The sequence below is a fragment of the Brevundimonas sp. genome (assembly GCF_036963785.1).
Classification (GTDB): domain Bacteria; phylum Pseudomonadota; class Alphaproteobacteria; order Caulobacterales; family Caulobacteraceae; genus Brevundimonas.
Map to the genome: position 1 here is coordinate 49,510 of NZ_JBALUS010000002.1, position 13,312 is coordinate 62,821.

Sequence of the window (13,312 nt, forward strand, 5' to 3'; positions counted from 1 at the left end):
CCCCACGGACGCCATGAGCGATGACAATCTACCCTTGGCGGATGTGGCGGCCATGGCGCGACTGAAAGCCAAGGCGCCCGAGGCTGCCGACCTGCTGCGCCAGCTGGCCAACCCCACGCGCCTGTTGATCCTGTGCCACGTCGCGCAGCAGGAACGGGCAGTGGGCGAGATGGAGCGCGACCTGGGCCTGAAGCAGCCGGGCCTGTCACAACAGCTGGCCGAACTGCGCCAGGCGGGGCTGGTCAAGACCCGCCGGGAGTCACGCTCGATCTACTACTCCATCGCCGACGCACGCGTGCAGGCCCTGATGGGCATGCTGCACGACATCTTCTGTGCCGTGCCGGACAGCGAGGATCAGCCCGCGTAGGCGGTCTCGAGCGCGGCGATGTCGAGCCGCTTCATCTCCATCATGGCGTGAAAGACGCGTCTGGCCCGCGCGGGATCCGGGTCGGACAGCATGGCCGGCATGGCGCGCGGGATCAGCTGCCAGGACAGGCCGTACCGGTCCTTCAGCCAGCCGCACTGTTCGGCCTCGGGCACGGCGGACAGGGCCGCATACAGCCGGTCCAGTTCGGCCTGATCATCGCAGATGACCTGCAGGGAGATGGCCTCAGTGAAGGTGAAATGGGGCCCGCCGTTCAGGGCCGAGTAGGGCTGACCCGCGAGGGTGAACTGGATCTCCAGCGCCTGACCCGCCTTGCCGCCCGGATAGTCGTCCGGCGCGCGCGTGATGTGGTCGATGCGCGAGTCCGGCAGGAGGGAGACATAGAACTCGGCGGCCTGCTCGCCCTGGTCGTCGAACCACAGGCACGGAATCAGGCGGGTACGCGGATTGTCATTGGTCATGGCTGCGCTCCATCGGCGGGTGCGGAGGCATCGTAATAAACCAGCAGGTTAAATGCAAGGTCTGGCCTCTGCGGTTTTGACCCAAGGCGGACTCGGCGAATGTCGGCTGTGGGTGGAAAGCGGACCTTGGAGCCCAGGACTGTGCGGTCCGCTGAGCGCCAGAAGCGGTCATTCACTGAGCGCCCGAAACCAACATTCAGTCATGCCGTCCGGGGCGGCCACGACTGCCTGGGGATTGGAGGGCAGGGCGAGTTTTGGCCACCGGCAGTCAAACTGACAGCGCTGAAATCCTTGCACGCGCTATGCAGCTGAGAACCAAAGATGTGCAGGCCCGCCGACGAAACGTCCATCGTCCAGAAGGCGGGGAAGATCGGCTTCCGATACCTTGCGCCATCCGGTACTGAAAGGTGTGCGATCCGCTGATCAGACCCATAGCGTCGACGACTTCAGAGCTCTGGCGCGCCGTCGCCTGCCTCGTCCGATATTTGACTATCTGGACGGTGGCGCCGACAAGGAATGGTCTCTGTCCCGCAACGTCGATGCGTTCGCAGATTACGAGATCGTCCCCGACGTCCTGACGGATGTGTCATCGATCCAGACGGCGACCAAAATCTTTGGACAGCCCGCCGCTTGGCCGCTGATGCTTTCGGCAACAGGCCTCACCCGGATGTTCCATGGCTCAGCCGAGCCGGCGGTGGCGCGCGCCGCCGCCGCTCAGGGCATTCCCTACTGTCTGTCGACCATGGGCACGACCCGGCTAGAGGACCTGGCTGCCGAGGTTCCCGTGCCGATGCTGTTCCAGATCTATGTATTCAAGGATCGTGGGCTAACGCGGGAGTTCGTCTCTCGATGCCGCGAGGCCGGATACGCAGGGCTGTGTCTCACGGTCGACACCCCCGTCGCGGGTAACCGGCTGCGCGATCGACGGAGCGGTTTGTCTCTCCCGCCGCGGCTGACCGCGCGCTCCCTTCTGGATTTCGCTCTGCATCCCGGGTGGTCGATCCCCGCGTTGACGGGGGCCCGGTTCGATCTGGCCAACGTCAGTCACAGGACGAATGCGCTGGCGACGAACCCGATGAGCCTGTTCGAGTTCATCGGCCGTCAGTTCGATCCCGGCCTAACCTGGCGCGACGTCGAATGGCTCGCTGCCGAGTGGAACGGGCCCCTCGCGATCAAGGGGCTGATGACGCCAGAGGACGCTACGCGCGCGATCCGTTCCGGGGCGAGCGGAGTGATCCTCTCGAACCATGGAGGCCGACAACTGGATGGCGCGCCCGCCCCGATTGATCAGGTCGCCGTCGTGAGAGACGCGCTGGGCGACGGGCCCGATGTCATATGCGACGGGGGCGTTCGGCGGGGCTCAGACGTCGTCAAGGCTCTTGCTCTGGGCGCGACGGCCTGTTCGATCGGCCGGCCGTATCTGTATGGTCTGGCCGCAGCGGGCGAGGCCGGTGTCGCCCGAACGCTCAAGATCCTGCGCGACGAGTTCGAACGCACATTGGCCCTGGCGGGGGTCCCTGACATCCAGACCGTGGGGAGACGCCACATCCGGCACAGGCCGCGGTAGCAGTGCAGCACCTCCCGGGTGCAGGTCAGGAAAGCCCTGATCTGGCATGCTGGCGGACTGGCGCGCGGACGCGAGATGTTCGACCCGGTCGGCAAGTCCCTGTTCTCAGGCCCAGAATGTCCGTCTGGCGAGCATGCTGCTCTTGACTGAAACGGTTGATCCAAGTGTCCGCTATGGGTGGGAGGCGGACCTAACCGCCCTTCACGGATTGCTGTCGGGCTCGTCTGATGATCCAGATCATTGCGACCGCTATCGGAAGGTAGAAGAGAAACGTCAGACCGATCCCGATCACGAAGAGAGGTCCAAAACCTCGAATGACCATCTCGAATATCGTGTGGGCCAGCGCGGCGGAGAATGCAGCAATTGCGCCAACTTCAAGCACTGAGCCTCGTCTGAACAGGAAGGCGGCCACTCCCGCAATGACAACCACTAGTGCGAAAAGCACGACGGGCGAGGGCGTTTCGTTGAGCGGATACATGGCGCCTCCGAAGGGCACTATCGCGCGATTGCGGGCCAAATCCAAACTTCAGCAACGGTTCGAAAGCGGACATTGGGTCTATGGAGTAAAGTAGACATTTGTTGAGGAGACACCCCATGACCACCACCCTCTACGGCATTCCCAACTGCGACACGGTCAAGAAGGCACGGGTCTGGCTGGACGGGCAAGGGCATGACTACACCTTCCACGACTACAAGAAGGCGGGGATCGAGGAGGCGCGGCTGCGCGGCTGGGTGGATCAGGTGGGTTGGGAAAAGCTGCTGAACCGGGCGGGGACGACATTTCGCAAGCTGCCCGAGGCGGACAAGGCCGAGCTGGATGCCGACAAGGCCGTGGCCCTGATGCTGGCCCAGCCGTCGATGATCAAACGGCCGGTGCTGGAGGCCGGCGACACCCTGCTGGTCGGGTTCAAGCCTGACGAGTGGAAGGCGGCGCTCGGATAAATCGCTCGGGCCTGCATCCGATACCGGGGAGGGTGGCGACTACACCATGACCGGCCCGTCGATGAGCGGCGCGGCCGATGCGGAGATCAAGAGATGGAAGACCTGTTTCGTGCCTACTGGTGGCTGATGTTCCCGATGGCGTGGTTCGTCATCAGCGGCTTTTCAAGCTGGCTGAACTATCGCAAGCAGCGCGAGACGCTGAAGCTGCTGAAGACCTATGCCGACAAGGGGCAGGAGCCGCCCGAATCCTTGCTGCGTGTCCTCGACAAACCGATTGATGCAGACAGCGGTGGCCCCGGCCGGCCGGCCAACTACTGGTCGCTGTTCGGTCTGTTCGCGGTGCTGGCCGGCGGGTTCGGCATCGCGGCCTATATGCCCGAGACCTTTGGCGTGGACATCGGGGTGCGCTTCCCCTTCACCGTGGTGGCTCTGGTCATGGGGGCGGTGTCGGTCTGGGCGCTGATCTCGGCCATGACCACACGACGCGACCGATCCTGAGGTCCATGTCGGGGCAGATCCGTGATCGACACCCGATCCGATGCCGAACTGGTCGCGGCCGCCCGCTCCGGGTCGGACGCGGCCTTTTCGCGTCTGGTCGAGCGGCATCAGGCGGCGTTGCGCGGGTTTCTGCGGCCGCTGATGGGCGGCGGCTGGGCCGAGGCCGACGATCTCGCACAGGAGACGCTGGTGATCGCCTGGCAGAGGCTGTCGGAGCTGAAACGGGCCGAGGGCTTTCGCACCTGGCTGATGGGCATCGCCTGGCGCAAGGCGTTCAGCCGCATCCGCTCGACGCGGCGCGGCTCGGCCCGCGATCTGGCCTGGCTGGAGGGGCAGGGCACGCCAGCCGGGGTGCAGCCCGAAGACGCGTTGTCGCTGGACCGGGCCCTGTCCGGCCTGTCGCCGCCGGAACGGGCCTGTGTGCTGCTGTGTCTGGCGCAGGACTGGTCGCATGCCGAGGCGGCGTCGGCCTTGAATCTGCCGCTCGGGACGGTCAAATCTCATGTCACCAGAGGCCGGGCCCGGCTTTTGTCAGTTCTGGGAGGCGCCCGTGACGCCGGATGACACGCTGAAAGCCTTCCTGACGGCCGGAACCCCCGGGCCGCGCGATGCGACCTTTGAGCTTGTCGTGGCCGAGCGCGTGGCGCGCCGCCGCTTCTGGATGAGCCAGCTGGCCCTGCTGCCGTGGGTGCTGGTGGCCTGTCTGCTGACCGTGTTCGCCCTGCCGGTCATCAGGGCTACAGGACCGGCGCTCGTGCCGCTGGTGGAGCAGATCGGCATGATCGGCGGCGTGGCGGCGCTGACGCTGGTGACAGCGGGCCTGCTGGTGCGGCGCTTCAGGCCGTCCTGAAGCGGGCCAACTTGGCAAAGTGGTCCGAGGGCCAGACCTCGCCGACCGGCTGATCGCCGACAATGGCGGCCTCGACCGGGGTGAAGGCCCCGGCCTCGTACAGGATGTGGTCGATCTGCACTGAGCGGTGGCCGAGCGCAGTGTTCAGCGTGGTGCGGTCTGCCCTGTCCGGGTGCACGGCGCGCAGGGCCTCGGAGAAGCGGGCGCGCAGCGGGGCCATTTCGGGATTGTCGAGCGGGGCGTTCAGATCCCCCATCAGAATCAGCGGCGTGGCGTCGTCGGGCAGCCAGTCCAGCAGGTGTGCGATCTGGCGCGCACGAATGGCCCCGCCCTCGGCCGTGTGGTGGAAATGGGTATTGGCAATGTCGATCACTGTGCCGTCGGCCATCCGGCAGCGGATGCGCTGGGCGGTGCGGTAGTCGTCGAGCGGCTCCAGCCGGGTCCAGTCGTGATCGAGGATCGACAGGCGGGTCAGCAGGGCATTGCCATAGCGGCGAGGCTGATCCTCGGCATCGACCGAGCTGAAGACCATTTGCATGCCCAGCCGGTCGGCGAGGGTCCGGGCCTGATTGGGCAGGGTATCGCCGTCCTGGAGCACTTCCTGCAGCCCGATGACGTCGGCGTTGGCGCCGCGCAGGGTCGCCTCGATGAGCGGCAGGCGCGCGGGCCAGTCGCCCTGGTCGTGCCAGATGTTGAAGGTGGCGATCGTCAGGTCCGAACCGCGACCGCCGATCCTGCCTGTTGCGCAGGCGGCCAGCGACAGGGCGGGGAGGGCGGCCAGCAGGCGACGGCGGGTGGTCAAGACGCGATACTCCGTACAGTCGGCGGCAACCTTACGAAGATTTCACCCGGCCCAGCGCATCTATACAACCCCGTCGTCGCCTCTTCCCCCATAGAAGCCGGGAACATTCTGTTTCAGGCCGCTTGAGAGGATCAAACCATGGACGAGGGCATTGTCGCCATTTTCATCGTCGGGACCATCTTCGCCGCTATCGTGGCGATCGTCGTCGGCCCCAGCTACCTGAAGAGCCGTGAACGTCGGGAAATCCAGACGACGGTTCGCACCGCCATCGACAAGGGCCAGCCGCTGCCGCCCGAAGTGATCGAGGCGCTGAGCAAGGACATCACCAAGAACCTGCCGTCCCGGACGCGGGACATCCGCCGCGGGGTCATGTGGCTGGCGGTCGGCATCGGTATCGCCGCCTTCGGTCTGATCAATGACCTGGGCGACCGCAACTGGAACGACCAGGTTGGCGACGGTATGCTGGCGATCGCCGTCATTCCGGCGACCATCGGCCTGGCCTTCCTGGTCCTGAGCTTCTTCAACAAGAACAAGGACTGAGGCCGGGATCGAAGGGGGACCCGACCATGACCCAACCCGGCCTGTCCGACCGGCACGATGTGGAGCTGGCCGCCCTGGCGGCGGCCAGCGACCGGCGGGCCTTCGGCGAACTGGTGCGGCGGCATTCGTCGACCGTGCGGGCGCTGCTGCGGCGGATGGGGGCCCAGCCCTCGCTGGCCGACGACATCGCCCAGGATGCCTTCATCCTCGCGTATGAGCGGTGCACCGAGTTCCGCGGTGAGGGCACCTTCGCGGCCTGGGTCAAGCGTATCGCCGCGCGGCTCTACCTCAAACGACGTGAGAAAGAGGCGCGCTATGTTTCGGAAGACGCCGCTGAAGACCAGGTGTCGAGTGTCGATCCCCTCGGTCGTTTTGACCTGGATGCGGCGTTGCAGACCCTGAGCGAGGCAGAGCGCCTGTGTGTGTCCCTCGGCCACGGGGCCGGGATGACCCATCCGGAGATCGCCGCTGCCCTAAATCTGCCGCTTGGAACGGTGAAGTCTCATGTCAAACGTGGTCTGGATAAACTCCGCCAGATACTCAATCCCGGGACTGGCGAAACAGGGAGGGAATCGCATGTCGGTTGATGAATTCGATCCCTTTATCGAACGCGCCTTTGATCGCACGCCGCCCATGCCTGACACCGCCCTGTTCGTGGCGGATCTGGGCGCCCGGCTGCAGAGCGGCGCCCGATTCAGGGCGGTCGGTCTTGGCATCGCCGGCGCCATCGGTGGGGTCGTGGCCCTGCGCGAGATGCTCACCCTCGAGATGGATCTCGGCGACGCGGAAGCCCTGCCCGGCGTGGACGCAGCGCAGTCGGCCGGTCAGTCGATCAATCTGGATGTGGCCTCGGCCCTGCAGGCGGCGCTGGAACGATGGGGCGTGGCGGATCTGGCGCTGGGCGGTCTGGGCAGTATGCAGATGTTCTGGATCGCGGCGGCCGCCGTGGCGGCCCTGGCCCTGGCCGGCGTTGTGCGCCTGTCCCAGGACGTCTGAGCCGGACGCCAGCGGCTGCGGGTGACGCGGTGTGCCGGGGGGGCTATGCTGCAATGCGAAAGCTGTCCCGGAGCCGACCATGTCCAGTCAGAAACAGGAAACCGTCCGTCGCCTTGCCGCGCCGGATATCCAGTCCCGCAAGGGCAAGGAGCCTCTGGTCTGCCTGACCGCCTATGACGCGCCGACGGCCGCCCTGCTGGACGAGCACTGCGACCTGCTGCTGGTCGGGGACAGCGTCGGCATGGTGGTGCATGGCCTGCCCAATACCGTCGGCGTGACGCTGGAGATGATGATCCTGCACGGGCAGGCGGTCATGCGCGGCGCCAAGCGGGCCATGGTCGTCGTCGACATGCCGTTCGGCAGTTATGAGGGCGGCAAGGAGCTGGCCTATCAGAACTGTGCCCGCGTGATGAAGGAAACCGGCGCGCAGGGCGTCAAGCTGGAGAGCGGCCCGACCGTGCCCCAGACCATCGCCTATCTGGTGGAGCGGGGCATTCCGGTGATGGGCCATGTCGGCCTCAGGCCGCAGGCCGTTCTGACCGAGGGCGGGTTCAAGGCCAAGGGCAAGACCGAGGACGAGCGCCTGCGCGTCATGGCCGAGGCCGAAGCGACGGCGGACGCCGGCGCCTTTGCTGTGGTGATCGAGGGCGTGGCCGCAGGCCTGGCCGGCGAGATCACCCGCGCCATCAATGTGCCGACCGTGGGAATCGGGGCGTCAGCCGAGTGCGACGGGCAGATTCTGGTGACACCCGACATGCTGGGCCTGTTCGACTGGACGCCCAAATTCGTGCGCCGCTATGGCGATATGCGCGGTCATATCCTGTCCGGCGTGGCAAGCTTTGCCGAAGATGTTCGAGCCCGCCGTTTTCCTGCCGAAGTCGAGACCTATTTCTCGCGCAAGCCGGTTGCGTCGTAGCGAGTCTTTCGCTGCGGGCAGATTGTGCGCATTTTCAATGGGGGATGTCTCGACCCGGGCCAAAAATGGTCTAGGGTCGCGCCGAACTCAGATTAACGACTTTGGGGCGTTCATTTCGTGACGGATATCTTCGAGCAGGTCGAGGAGGAGCTTCGCTCCGACCGCTATAAGCGACTGGCCAGGACATGGCTGCCCGTGGTGGGCGGGATCCTGGTTCTGGCCCTGATTGCCGCGCTCGGCTGGTGGGGCTGGCAGTCGTACCAGACCTCGCGCGCCGCCAATGCGTCCGTCGCCTATGAACGGGGCATCGAGGCCCTGCAGACCAACGATCTGGCCGCCGCGGAATCTGCCTTTGCCGAGGCCGAGCGCGAGGGCAATGGCGCCTACAAGTCCATGGCTCTGGCCCAGCGCGCTGGTCTGGCCCTGGCCGCCAACCGCGTGGACGAGGCGATCGAACTTCTCGACCAGTCGGCCAAGGCGGTCGGCGATCCGCTGCTGTCCGACGCCTCGGCGTTCAAGGCGGCGCTGCTGGCGATGGATACCGACGCCACCTATGAAGACATCGAAGGGCGCTTGACGCCGCTGACCCGCGAAGGGCGTCCGATGCGGGCCCAGGCGCTGGAGGCGCTGGCCATGGCCCAACTGCAGTTCGGCAAGAGCACCGAGGCGCGCGCCACCTTCGTCCAGCTGCAACTGGGACAGGACGTGCCCGATACGGTTCGTCAACGCGCCCAGGCGGCCATTGCCATGATCGATGGCGGCACACTCGGCTCGCTGCCGGGTATCCTCGAGGCCCAGCAGGCCCCGCCGGTGGTTGTCTCGCCGGAGCAAGCGGGTGCTTCGCCCGGGGCGCAAGCCCAGGCTCCGTCCCAGCCGGCCGCCGCCGAATGACGTCCACGTTCAGGAGTATGCCTATGAACCGGTTCGCCAGAACGCTGCTCGTCTGTGGCGCTGCCCTGTCGGTCGCCGCCTGCGGAACCGTCAGCAATCTGCTGCCCTTCAGCCTCGGCCGTTCGCCGGATGCAGGGCCGGTTGCCTCGGAAGGCGAGCGTCTGTCGGTGCTCGAGTTCGATCAGGCCATGGTGCCGTCGCCGGCGCTGGCGGGGCGCGACTTCTTCCTGCCGGGTCCCCAGGCCGTTGTGTCCTGGCCGATGCCGGGCGGCAATGCCGAGAATGCGGTCGAGCATGTGATCGCGGGCGCCGACTTCACCATCGCCTGGCGACGGAACATCGGGGCCGGCTCGGCCCGGACCCGTCAGGTGATGTCCCCGGCCGTGGCCGAGAATGGTCGCGTCTTCGCCCTCGACGGTGAGGATACGGTGACGGCGATGGACGCCCAGAGCGGCGCCGTCATCTGGCGCGCGTCGGTCAAGCCCGAGGGGCGTGAGGGCGGTGGCTTTGGCGGTGGCGTGGCCCTGGCCGGTGGCAAGGTGTTCGTCTCGTCCGGCTATCGCACCATGACGGCCTTTGATCAGACCAGCGGGGCCATGCTGTGGCAGACGCCGGTCGATGTGCCGATCCACGGCGCCCCGACGGTGGCCGGATCGCGGGTCTATGTCGTCGATCTGGACAATCAGGTCATTGCGTTCGACGTAAACACCGGGACGGTCGAGTGGTCCTATCGCGGTATCATCGAGCCCGCGCGCATCATGCGGGCCTCCAGCCCGGCCATCACCGGTGACACGGTGATCGCGCCCATGTCGTCGGGCGAGGTCTTTGCCTTCCGCGCCGCGACCGGCCAGCCGGTCTGGCAGGAAGAACTGTCGCGCACCACCCGCACCAGCGCCCTGTCGGAAATCCGGGACGTGGCCGGTCGCCCGGTGATCAGCCGCGGCTTCGTCTATGCCGCCAGCCATTCGGGCGTGCTGGCCTCCATGGATGTGCGCACCGGTCAGTCGCGCTGGCAGGTGCCGGTCGCCGCCGTCAACGCTCCGCTGCCGGTCGGCGACGTGGTCTATATCGTGTCCAAGGCCGGCGAGCTCAGCGTGCTGAACCGCGAGACGGGTCAGGTCTACTGGACCAGGGACCTCAACGAGGGCCGCGTGCGCCAGGAAGGCGGCTTCTTCGGCTTCTTCGATCGCACGGTGCGTCCGTCGTGGTCGGGGCCGCTGCTGGCCTCCAACCGTCTGGTGCTGACCAATTCGGACGGTGAGCTGGTCGGGTTGAACCCCAAGACGGGCGAAGTGATCTCGACCCTCAATCTCGGGGCCGCGTCCTATGTGCCGCCGACAGCCTTCAACGGGGCCATTCTGGTCGTCACGGATCGCGGTGAGGTGATCAGCGTCCGCTGATCCGCCTTTCCGCTACAAGAGAAACACGCTAGACGCCGCTATGGCCTTGAAACTCGCCATTGTCGGCCGCCCCAATGTGGGCAAGTCCACCCTGTTCAATCGACTGGTTGGAAAACGCCTGGCCCTGGTCGATGACCGGCCGGGGGTTACGCGGGATCGTCGCTATGCCAAGGGCAGCCTCGGCGATCTGGAACTGACTCTGATCGACACGGCCGGGTTCGAGGACATTAGCGACGACAGTCTGGAATCGCGCATGCGCGAGCAGACCGAGGCGGCGATCAGCGATGGCGACCTGATCCTGTTCATGGTCGATGCCCGCGAAGGCGTGACGCCGCTGGACCGCATCTTTGCCGAGCGGTTGCGGCGACAGCCCAAGCCCATCGTGCTGGTCGCCAACAAGTCCGAGAGCCGCGAGAGCGGGGGGGGCGTGGGCGAGGCGCATGCGCTGGGCTTTGGCGAGCCGGTGGCGCTGTCGGCCGAGCACGGCGAGGGGATGGCCGACCTGTATGCTGCGCTGGTGGCGGCGGCCGGGCAGGAGTCCTTCATCGCCGACGAAGAGGACGACGCCGACAAGCCGATCCGCATCGCCATCATCGGCCGCCCCAATGCCGGCAAGTCGACCCTGATCAACCGGTTGATCGGCGAGGATCGGATGCTGACCGGTCCGGAGGCCGGCATCACGCGCGACTCCATCTCGGTCGACTGGGAATATGAGGGCCGGAACATCCGGCTGGTCGACACTGCCGGCATGCGCCGCAAGGCCCGCGTGCAGGAAAAGCTGGAGAAGCTGTCGGTCGCCGACACCATCCGCGCCATCACCTTCGCCGAGGTGGTCGTGCTGGTGATGGACAAGGACAATGCCTTTGACATCCAGGACCTGCAGCTGGCCGATCTGGTCGAGCGCGAGGGCCGGGCCATCGTCTACGTCGCCTCGAAGTGGGATCTGGAAGAAGAGCCCCAGGCGCGCTTGGCCGAGCTGACCCGACTGGCGGACAGCAAGCTGTCCCAGCTGCGCGGGACGCCGTTCGTGGCCCTGTCGGCGCATTCGGGCTGGGGCGTGGACCGGCTGATGCCCGCCATCATCAAGGCCTATGAGACCTGGTCGGTGAAGGTGAAGACCCGCGACCTCAACGACTGGCTGGCTGTGGCCACGCAGCGGCACCCGCCCCCCGCCGTCGACGGCAAGCGGATCAAGCCGAAATACATGGCCCAGACCAAGGCCCGCCCACCGACCTTCGTGCTGTTCGCCAGCCGCGCTTCGGCCATGCCCGAGACCTATAAGCGCTATCTGATCAATACCTTGCGGGAAAGTTTTGACCTGCCGGGTACGCCCATTCGCCTGACCGTCAAGTCGGGCGGCACCAACCCCTATGCCGAGGGCGGGGCCAAGTCCGGGCCGGAGCGCTACAAGGGGGCTGCCAAGACTGCCCCGCGCCGCATCAAGAAGGCGGAGAAGGCCGAGGCCCTGTCCAACCTGCCCGGCAAGGCGCTGGAGCAGAAGAAGGCCGGCGGTCCCAAGCCGAAGATCGTCAGCGGCCTGAAGGCACGCTCGTCCAAGAAGGCCGGCCAGAGTGTCGCCGTGCAAAAGGGGGCCCGCGGCGGCGCCCGTCAGGTCAGCCGCTCCGGCCGTATCCGCACCGGCCAGAAGCACGCGCCGAAGAAGTAGGGGCGGGCGCCATGACCAGAGGTGTCGCCGTTCTGCTGACCTTGCTGGTGCTGGCCGCCGCGCTGTTTACCGGTTGGTACAGCAATCGCCGGGTTCTCTATTTCCCGCCCGAGTTTCAAAAGCAGGTCAACGACTGCGAGCTCCACGGCTTTCGCACTCGCGAACCGGTTCAGGACGACTTTCAAGCCGCCTGGTTCTCGGGTGTGCTCGCCGATCTGGAAGAGCCGTCGCTGTTCCAGCGGCGTGAGGGCTCACCGCGGTCCGTGCGCCTCACGCTCATTCCCAGCTTTCACCCCCCGTTCTCGGTCAGGGTGGACACCCGGGACGACGGTCGGCTGGTGATGACGGAAAAGCGCTTGGCGCCCTCGGACTACGACTGGAAGAAGGAGGGGCGGTTCTCGGGAGAGCGTGTCCGCCTGCTGTCTGGTAGCGAAGCTCAGGCCCTAGACTCGGTCCTGGCCGAAACGGGGCTGGCCCGGGCGCGGTCGACCGGTTGTAGCGACGGTGTGGTCGACGGAATGTCGTGGATCGTTGAAACGTCCGATCCCGAGCACGGCTATCGATATCACTATCGCCAGTGGGCACAGGATGAACCGGTTCGCGATATCGGCCTTCACATGCTGGGTCTGGCGGGGTGGGACGACCTGCCGCCGGAACTCAGGCCTTTGAAGCCTTCCATTCCCTGAACCTGACCATCCCCGGCGGCACCTGGTCGCCGCGGGCCAGATCGACGATCAGGGGCCCGATCTCGGACGGGTGGGGCAGGGTCTCCGGATCCTCTCCGGGGAAGGCCTGGGCGCGCAGGCGGGTGCGCATGCGGCCCGGATCCAGCACCGAGGCCCGGATGTTGGTCGACTCGATCTCATCGGCCCAGCAGCGCACCAGAACCTCGGCGGCCGCCTTGGTCGCCGCATAGCTGCCCCAGAAGGCCTTGGGCGCGCTGGCAAGGCTGGTGGTCAGATGGATAGCGCGGCCGGACTCCGAGGCCCGCAGCAGCGGCTCCAGCGAGCGGATCAGCCGATAGACGGCGGTCAGGTTGACCTTTTCGATCTTGGCGAACTGGCGCGGATCGGCGTGGGCCACCGGGGTAAGGCCCTCGGCCCCCATGGTCGCGGCCGTGTTGACCCAGATGTCCAGCCGCCCGAACCGCTCGTAAAGCGCCCCGCCCAGCCGGTCGATCGCGCCGCCGTCGACCAGATCGAACGGGATCAGGGTGGCGTGCTGGCCGGTGGCGGCAAAGATGGCGTCGTCCAGCTCTTCCAGCCCGCCCTGGGTGCGGGCGGTGGCAACGACATGGGCCCCGGCGTTGGCCAGGGCGAGGGCGGCTTCATAGCCGATGCCGCGCGAGGCACCCGTGACCAGGGCGATACGGTCTTTCAGCACAGGGGTATCAACCAT

18 protein-coding genes are annotated in these 13,312 nt (G+C 66.5%); 14 read left to right on the forward strand and 4 right to left on the reverse strand.

From position 1 onward, the window contains the following. The first annotated feature begins 13 nt into the window (after positions 1-13). On the forward strand, positions 14-367 hold the full coding sequence (locus tag V7672_RS03635; RefSeq protein ID WP_335623339.1) for a metalloregulator ArsR/SmtB family transcription factor: 354 nt from the start codon (positions 14-16) through the stop codon (positions 365-367). On the opposite strand, the gene V7672_RS03640 is transcribed toward V7672_RS03635, so the two are convergent. Further along, a complete protein-coding gene (locus V7672_RS03640; RefSeq protein ID WP_335623340.1) occupies positions 355-846 on the reverse strand; it encodes a VOC family protein in 492 nt (163 codons plus the stop codon). The genes V7672_RS03635 and V7672_RS03640 overlap by 13 nt on opposite strands. A 409-nt stretch (positions 847-1,255) precedes the next feature. Between V7672_RS03640 and V7672_RS03645 the strand changes: the two genes are divergently transcribed. Further along, complete coding sequence (locus V7672_RS03645; RefSeq protein ID WP_335623341.1) at positions 1,256-2,413, forward strand: alpha-hydroxy acid oxidase; 1,158 nt, start codon at positions 1,256-1,258, stop codon at positions 2,411-2,413. Positions 2,414-2,603: 190 nt separating this feature from the next. Here V7672_RS03645 and V7672_RS03650 read toward each other — a convergent pair whose 3' ends face one another. Continuing rightward, entirely contained in the window at positions 2,604-2,891 is a 288-nt protein-coding gene (locus V7672_RS03650; protein WP_335623342.1) for a hypothetical protein, read from the reverse strand. A 116-nt stretch (positions 2,892-3,007) separates the two neighbouring features. On the opposite strand from V7672_RS03650, the gene V7672_RS03655 reads away from it, so the two are divergent. The 4 genes from V7672_RS03655 (at position 3,008) to V7672_RS03670 (ending at position 4,703) form a co-directional block, all read left to right on the forward strand. Further along, complete coding sequence (locus tag V7672_RS03655; RefSeq protein ID WP_335623343.1) at positions 3,008-3,355, forward strand: ArsC family reductase; 348 nt, start codon at positions 3,008-3,010, stop codon at positions 3,353-3,355. A 93-nt stretch (positions 3,356-3,448) separates the two neighbouring features. Next, positions 3,449-3,853, forward strand: a complete 405-nt coding sequence (locus tag V7672_RS03660; RefSeq protein ID WP_335623344.1) for a hypothetical protein — start codon at positions 3,449-3,451, stop codon at positions 3,851-3,853. Positions 3,854-3,874: 21 nt separating this feature from the next. Further along, positions 3,875-4,417 (forward strand): RNA polymerase sigma factor, encoded by a 543-nt coding sequence (locus V7672_RS03665; protein WP_335623345.1) that lies wholly within the window; start codon positions 3,875-3,877, stop codon positions 4,415-4,417. Beyond that, a complete protein-coding gene (locus tag V7672_RS03670) occupies positions 4,404-4,703 on the forward strand; it encodes a hypothetical protein (RefSeq protein ID WP_335623346.1) in 300 nt (99 codons plus the stop codon). The genes V7672_RS03665 and V7672_RS03670 overlap by 14 nt, the downstream gene beginning before the upstream one ends. On the opposite strand, the gene V7672_RS03675 is transcribed toward V7672_RS03670, so the two are convergent. Further along, positions 4,690-5,505, reverse strand: coding sequence for an endonuclease/exonuclease/phosphatase family protein (locus V7672_RS03675; protein WP_335623347.1), 816 nt, complete (start codon positions 5,503-5,505; stop codon positions 4,690-4,692). The genes V7672_RS03670 and V7672_RS03675 overlap by 14 nt on opposite strands. Positions 5,506-5,643: 138 nt before the next feature. Here V7672_RS03675 and V7672_RS03680 point away from each other — a divergent pair, with 138 nt between their 5' ends. The 8 genes from V7672_RS03680 to V7672_RS03715 all read left to right on the forward strand — a co-directional run bounded on the left by V7672_RS03680 (position 5,644) and on the right by V7672_RS03715 (position 12,600). Then, positions 5,644-6,045: a DUF6249 domain-containing protein gene (locus V7672_RS03680; RefSeq protein ID WP_335623348.1), complete on the forward strand. Its 402-nt coding sequence runs from the start codon at positions 5,644-5,646 to the stop codon at positions 6,043-6,045. 26 nt (positions 6,046-6,071) lie between these two features. Beyond that, on the forward strand, positions 6,072-6,632 hold the full coding sequence (locus V7672_RS03685) for an RNA polymerase sigma factor (protein WP_335623349.1): 561 nt from the start codon (positions 6,072-6,074) through the stop codon (positions 6,630-6,632). Beyond that, positions 6,622-7,041: a hypothetical protein gene (locus V7672_RS03690; protein ID WP_335623350.1), complete on the forward strand. Its 420-nt coding sequence runs from the start codon at positions 6,622-6,624 to the stop codon at positions 7,039-7,041. The genes V7672_RS03685 and V7672_RS03690 overlap by 11 nt, the downstream gene beginning before the upstream one ends. 79 nt (positions 7,042-7,120) lie before the next feature. Next, the gene (gene panB / locus V7672_RS03695) at positions 7,121-7,957 is read left to right on the forward strand and encodes a 3-methyl-2-oxobutanoate hydroxymethyltransferase (RefSeq protein WP_335623351.1); all 837 of its coding nucleotides are present in this window, start codon (positions 7,121-7,123) and stop codon (positions 7,955-7,957) included. Between the two features lie 117 nt (positions 7,958-8,074). Beyond that, positions 8,075-8,848: a tetratricopeptide repeat protein gene (locus V7672_RS03700; protein ID WP_335623352.1), complete on the forward strand. Its 774-nt coding sequence runs from the start codon at positions 8,075-8,077 to the stop codon at positions 8,846-8,848. 23 nt (positions 8,849-8,871) lie between these two features. Then, positions 8,872-10,248 (forward strand): outer membrane protein assembly factor BamB family protein, encoded by a 1,377-nt coding sequence (locus tag V7672_RS03705; protein ID WP_335623353.1) that lies wholly within the window; start codon positions 8,872-8,874, stop codon positions 10,246-10,248. Positions 10,249-10,288: 40 nt separating this feature from the next. Further along, positions 10,289-11,914, forward strand: a complete 1,626-nt coding sequence (gene der, locus V7672_RS03710) for a ribosome biogenesis GTPase Der (RefSeq protein WP_335623354.1) — start codon at positions 10,289-10,291, stop codon at positions 11,912-11,914. 11 nt (positions 11,915-11,925) lie between these two features. Then, positions 11,926-12,600: a hypothetical protein gene (locus tag V7672_RS03715; protein ID WP_335623355.1), complete on the forward strand. Its 675-nt coding sequence runs from the start codon at positions 11,926-11,928 to the stop codon at positions 12,598-12,600. On the opposite strand, the gene V7672_RS03720 is transcribed toward V7672_RS03715, so the two are convergent. Continuing rightward, positions 12,572-13,312, reverse strand: a complete 741-nt coding sequence (locus V7672_RS03720; protein ID WP_335623356.1) for an SDR family NAD(P)-dependent oxidoreductase — start codon at positions 13,310-13,312, stop codon at positions 12,572-12,574. The genes V7672_RS03715 and V7672_RS03720 overlap by 29 nt on opposite strands.

Bases quoted from the DNA above. Each gene is read 5' to 3' on its own strand.
- V7672_RS03635 (WP_335623339.1), top strand. From the start codon at position 14: ATGAGCGATGACAATCTACCCTTGGCGGATGTGGCGGCCATGGCGCGA.
- V7672_RS03640 (WP_335623340.1), bottom strand. From the start codon at position 846: ATGACCAATGACAATCCGCGTACCCGCCTGATTCCGTGCCTGTGGTTC.
- V7672_RS03650 (WP_335623342.1), bottom strand. From the start codon at position 2,891: ATGTATCCGCTCAACGAAACGCCCTCGCCCGTCGTGCTTTTCGCACTA.
- V7672_RS03655 (WP_335623343.1), top strand. From the start codon at position 3,008: ATGACCACCACCCTCTACGGCATTCCCAACTGCGACACGGTCAAGAAG.
- V7672_RS03660 (WP_335623344.1), top strand. From the start codon at position 3,449: ATGGAAGACCTGTTTCGTGCCTACTGGTGGCTGATGTTCCCGATGGCG.
- V7672_RS03680 (WP_335623348.1), top strand. From the start codon at position 5,644: ATGGACGAGGGCATTGTCGCCATTTTCATCGTCGGGACCATCTTCGCC.
- V7672_RS03685 (WP_335623349.1), top strand. From the start codon at position 6,072: ATGACCCAACCCGGCCTGTCCGACCGGCACGATGTGGAGCTGGCCGCC.
- V7672_RS03690 (WP_335623350.1), top strand. From the start codon at position 6,622: ATGTCGGTTGATGAATTCGATCCCTTTATCGAACGCGCCTTTGATCGC.
- panB (WP_335623351.1), top strand. From the start codon at position 7,121: ATGTCCAGTCAGAAACAGGAAACCGTCCGTCGCCTTGCCGCGCCGGAT.
- V7672_RS03705 (WP_335623353.1), top strand. From the start codon at position 8,872: ATGAACCGGTTCGCCAGAACGCTGCTCGTCTGTGGCGCTGCCCTGTCG.
- der (WP_335623354.1), top strand. From the start codon at position 10,289: ATGGCCTTGAAACTCGCCATTGTCGGCCGCCCCAATGTGGGCAAGTCC.
- V7672_RS03715 (WP_335623355.1), top strand. From the start codon at position 11,926: ATGACCAGAGGTGTCGCCGTTCTGCTGACCTTGCTGGTGCTGGCCGCC.
- V7672_RS03720 (WP_335623356.1), bottom strand. From the start codon at position 13,312: ATGGTTGATACCCCTGTGCTGAAAGACCGTATCGCCCTGGTCACGGGT.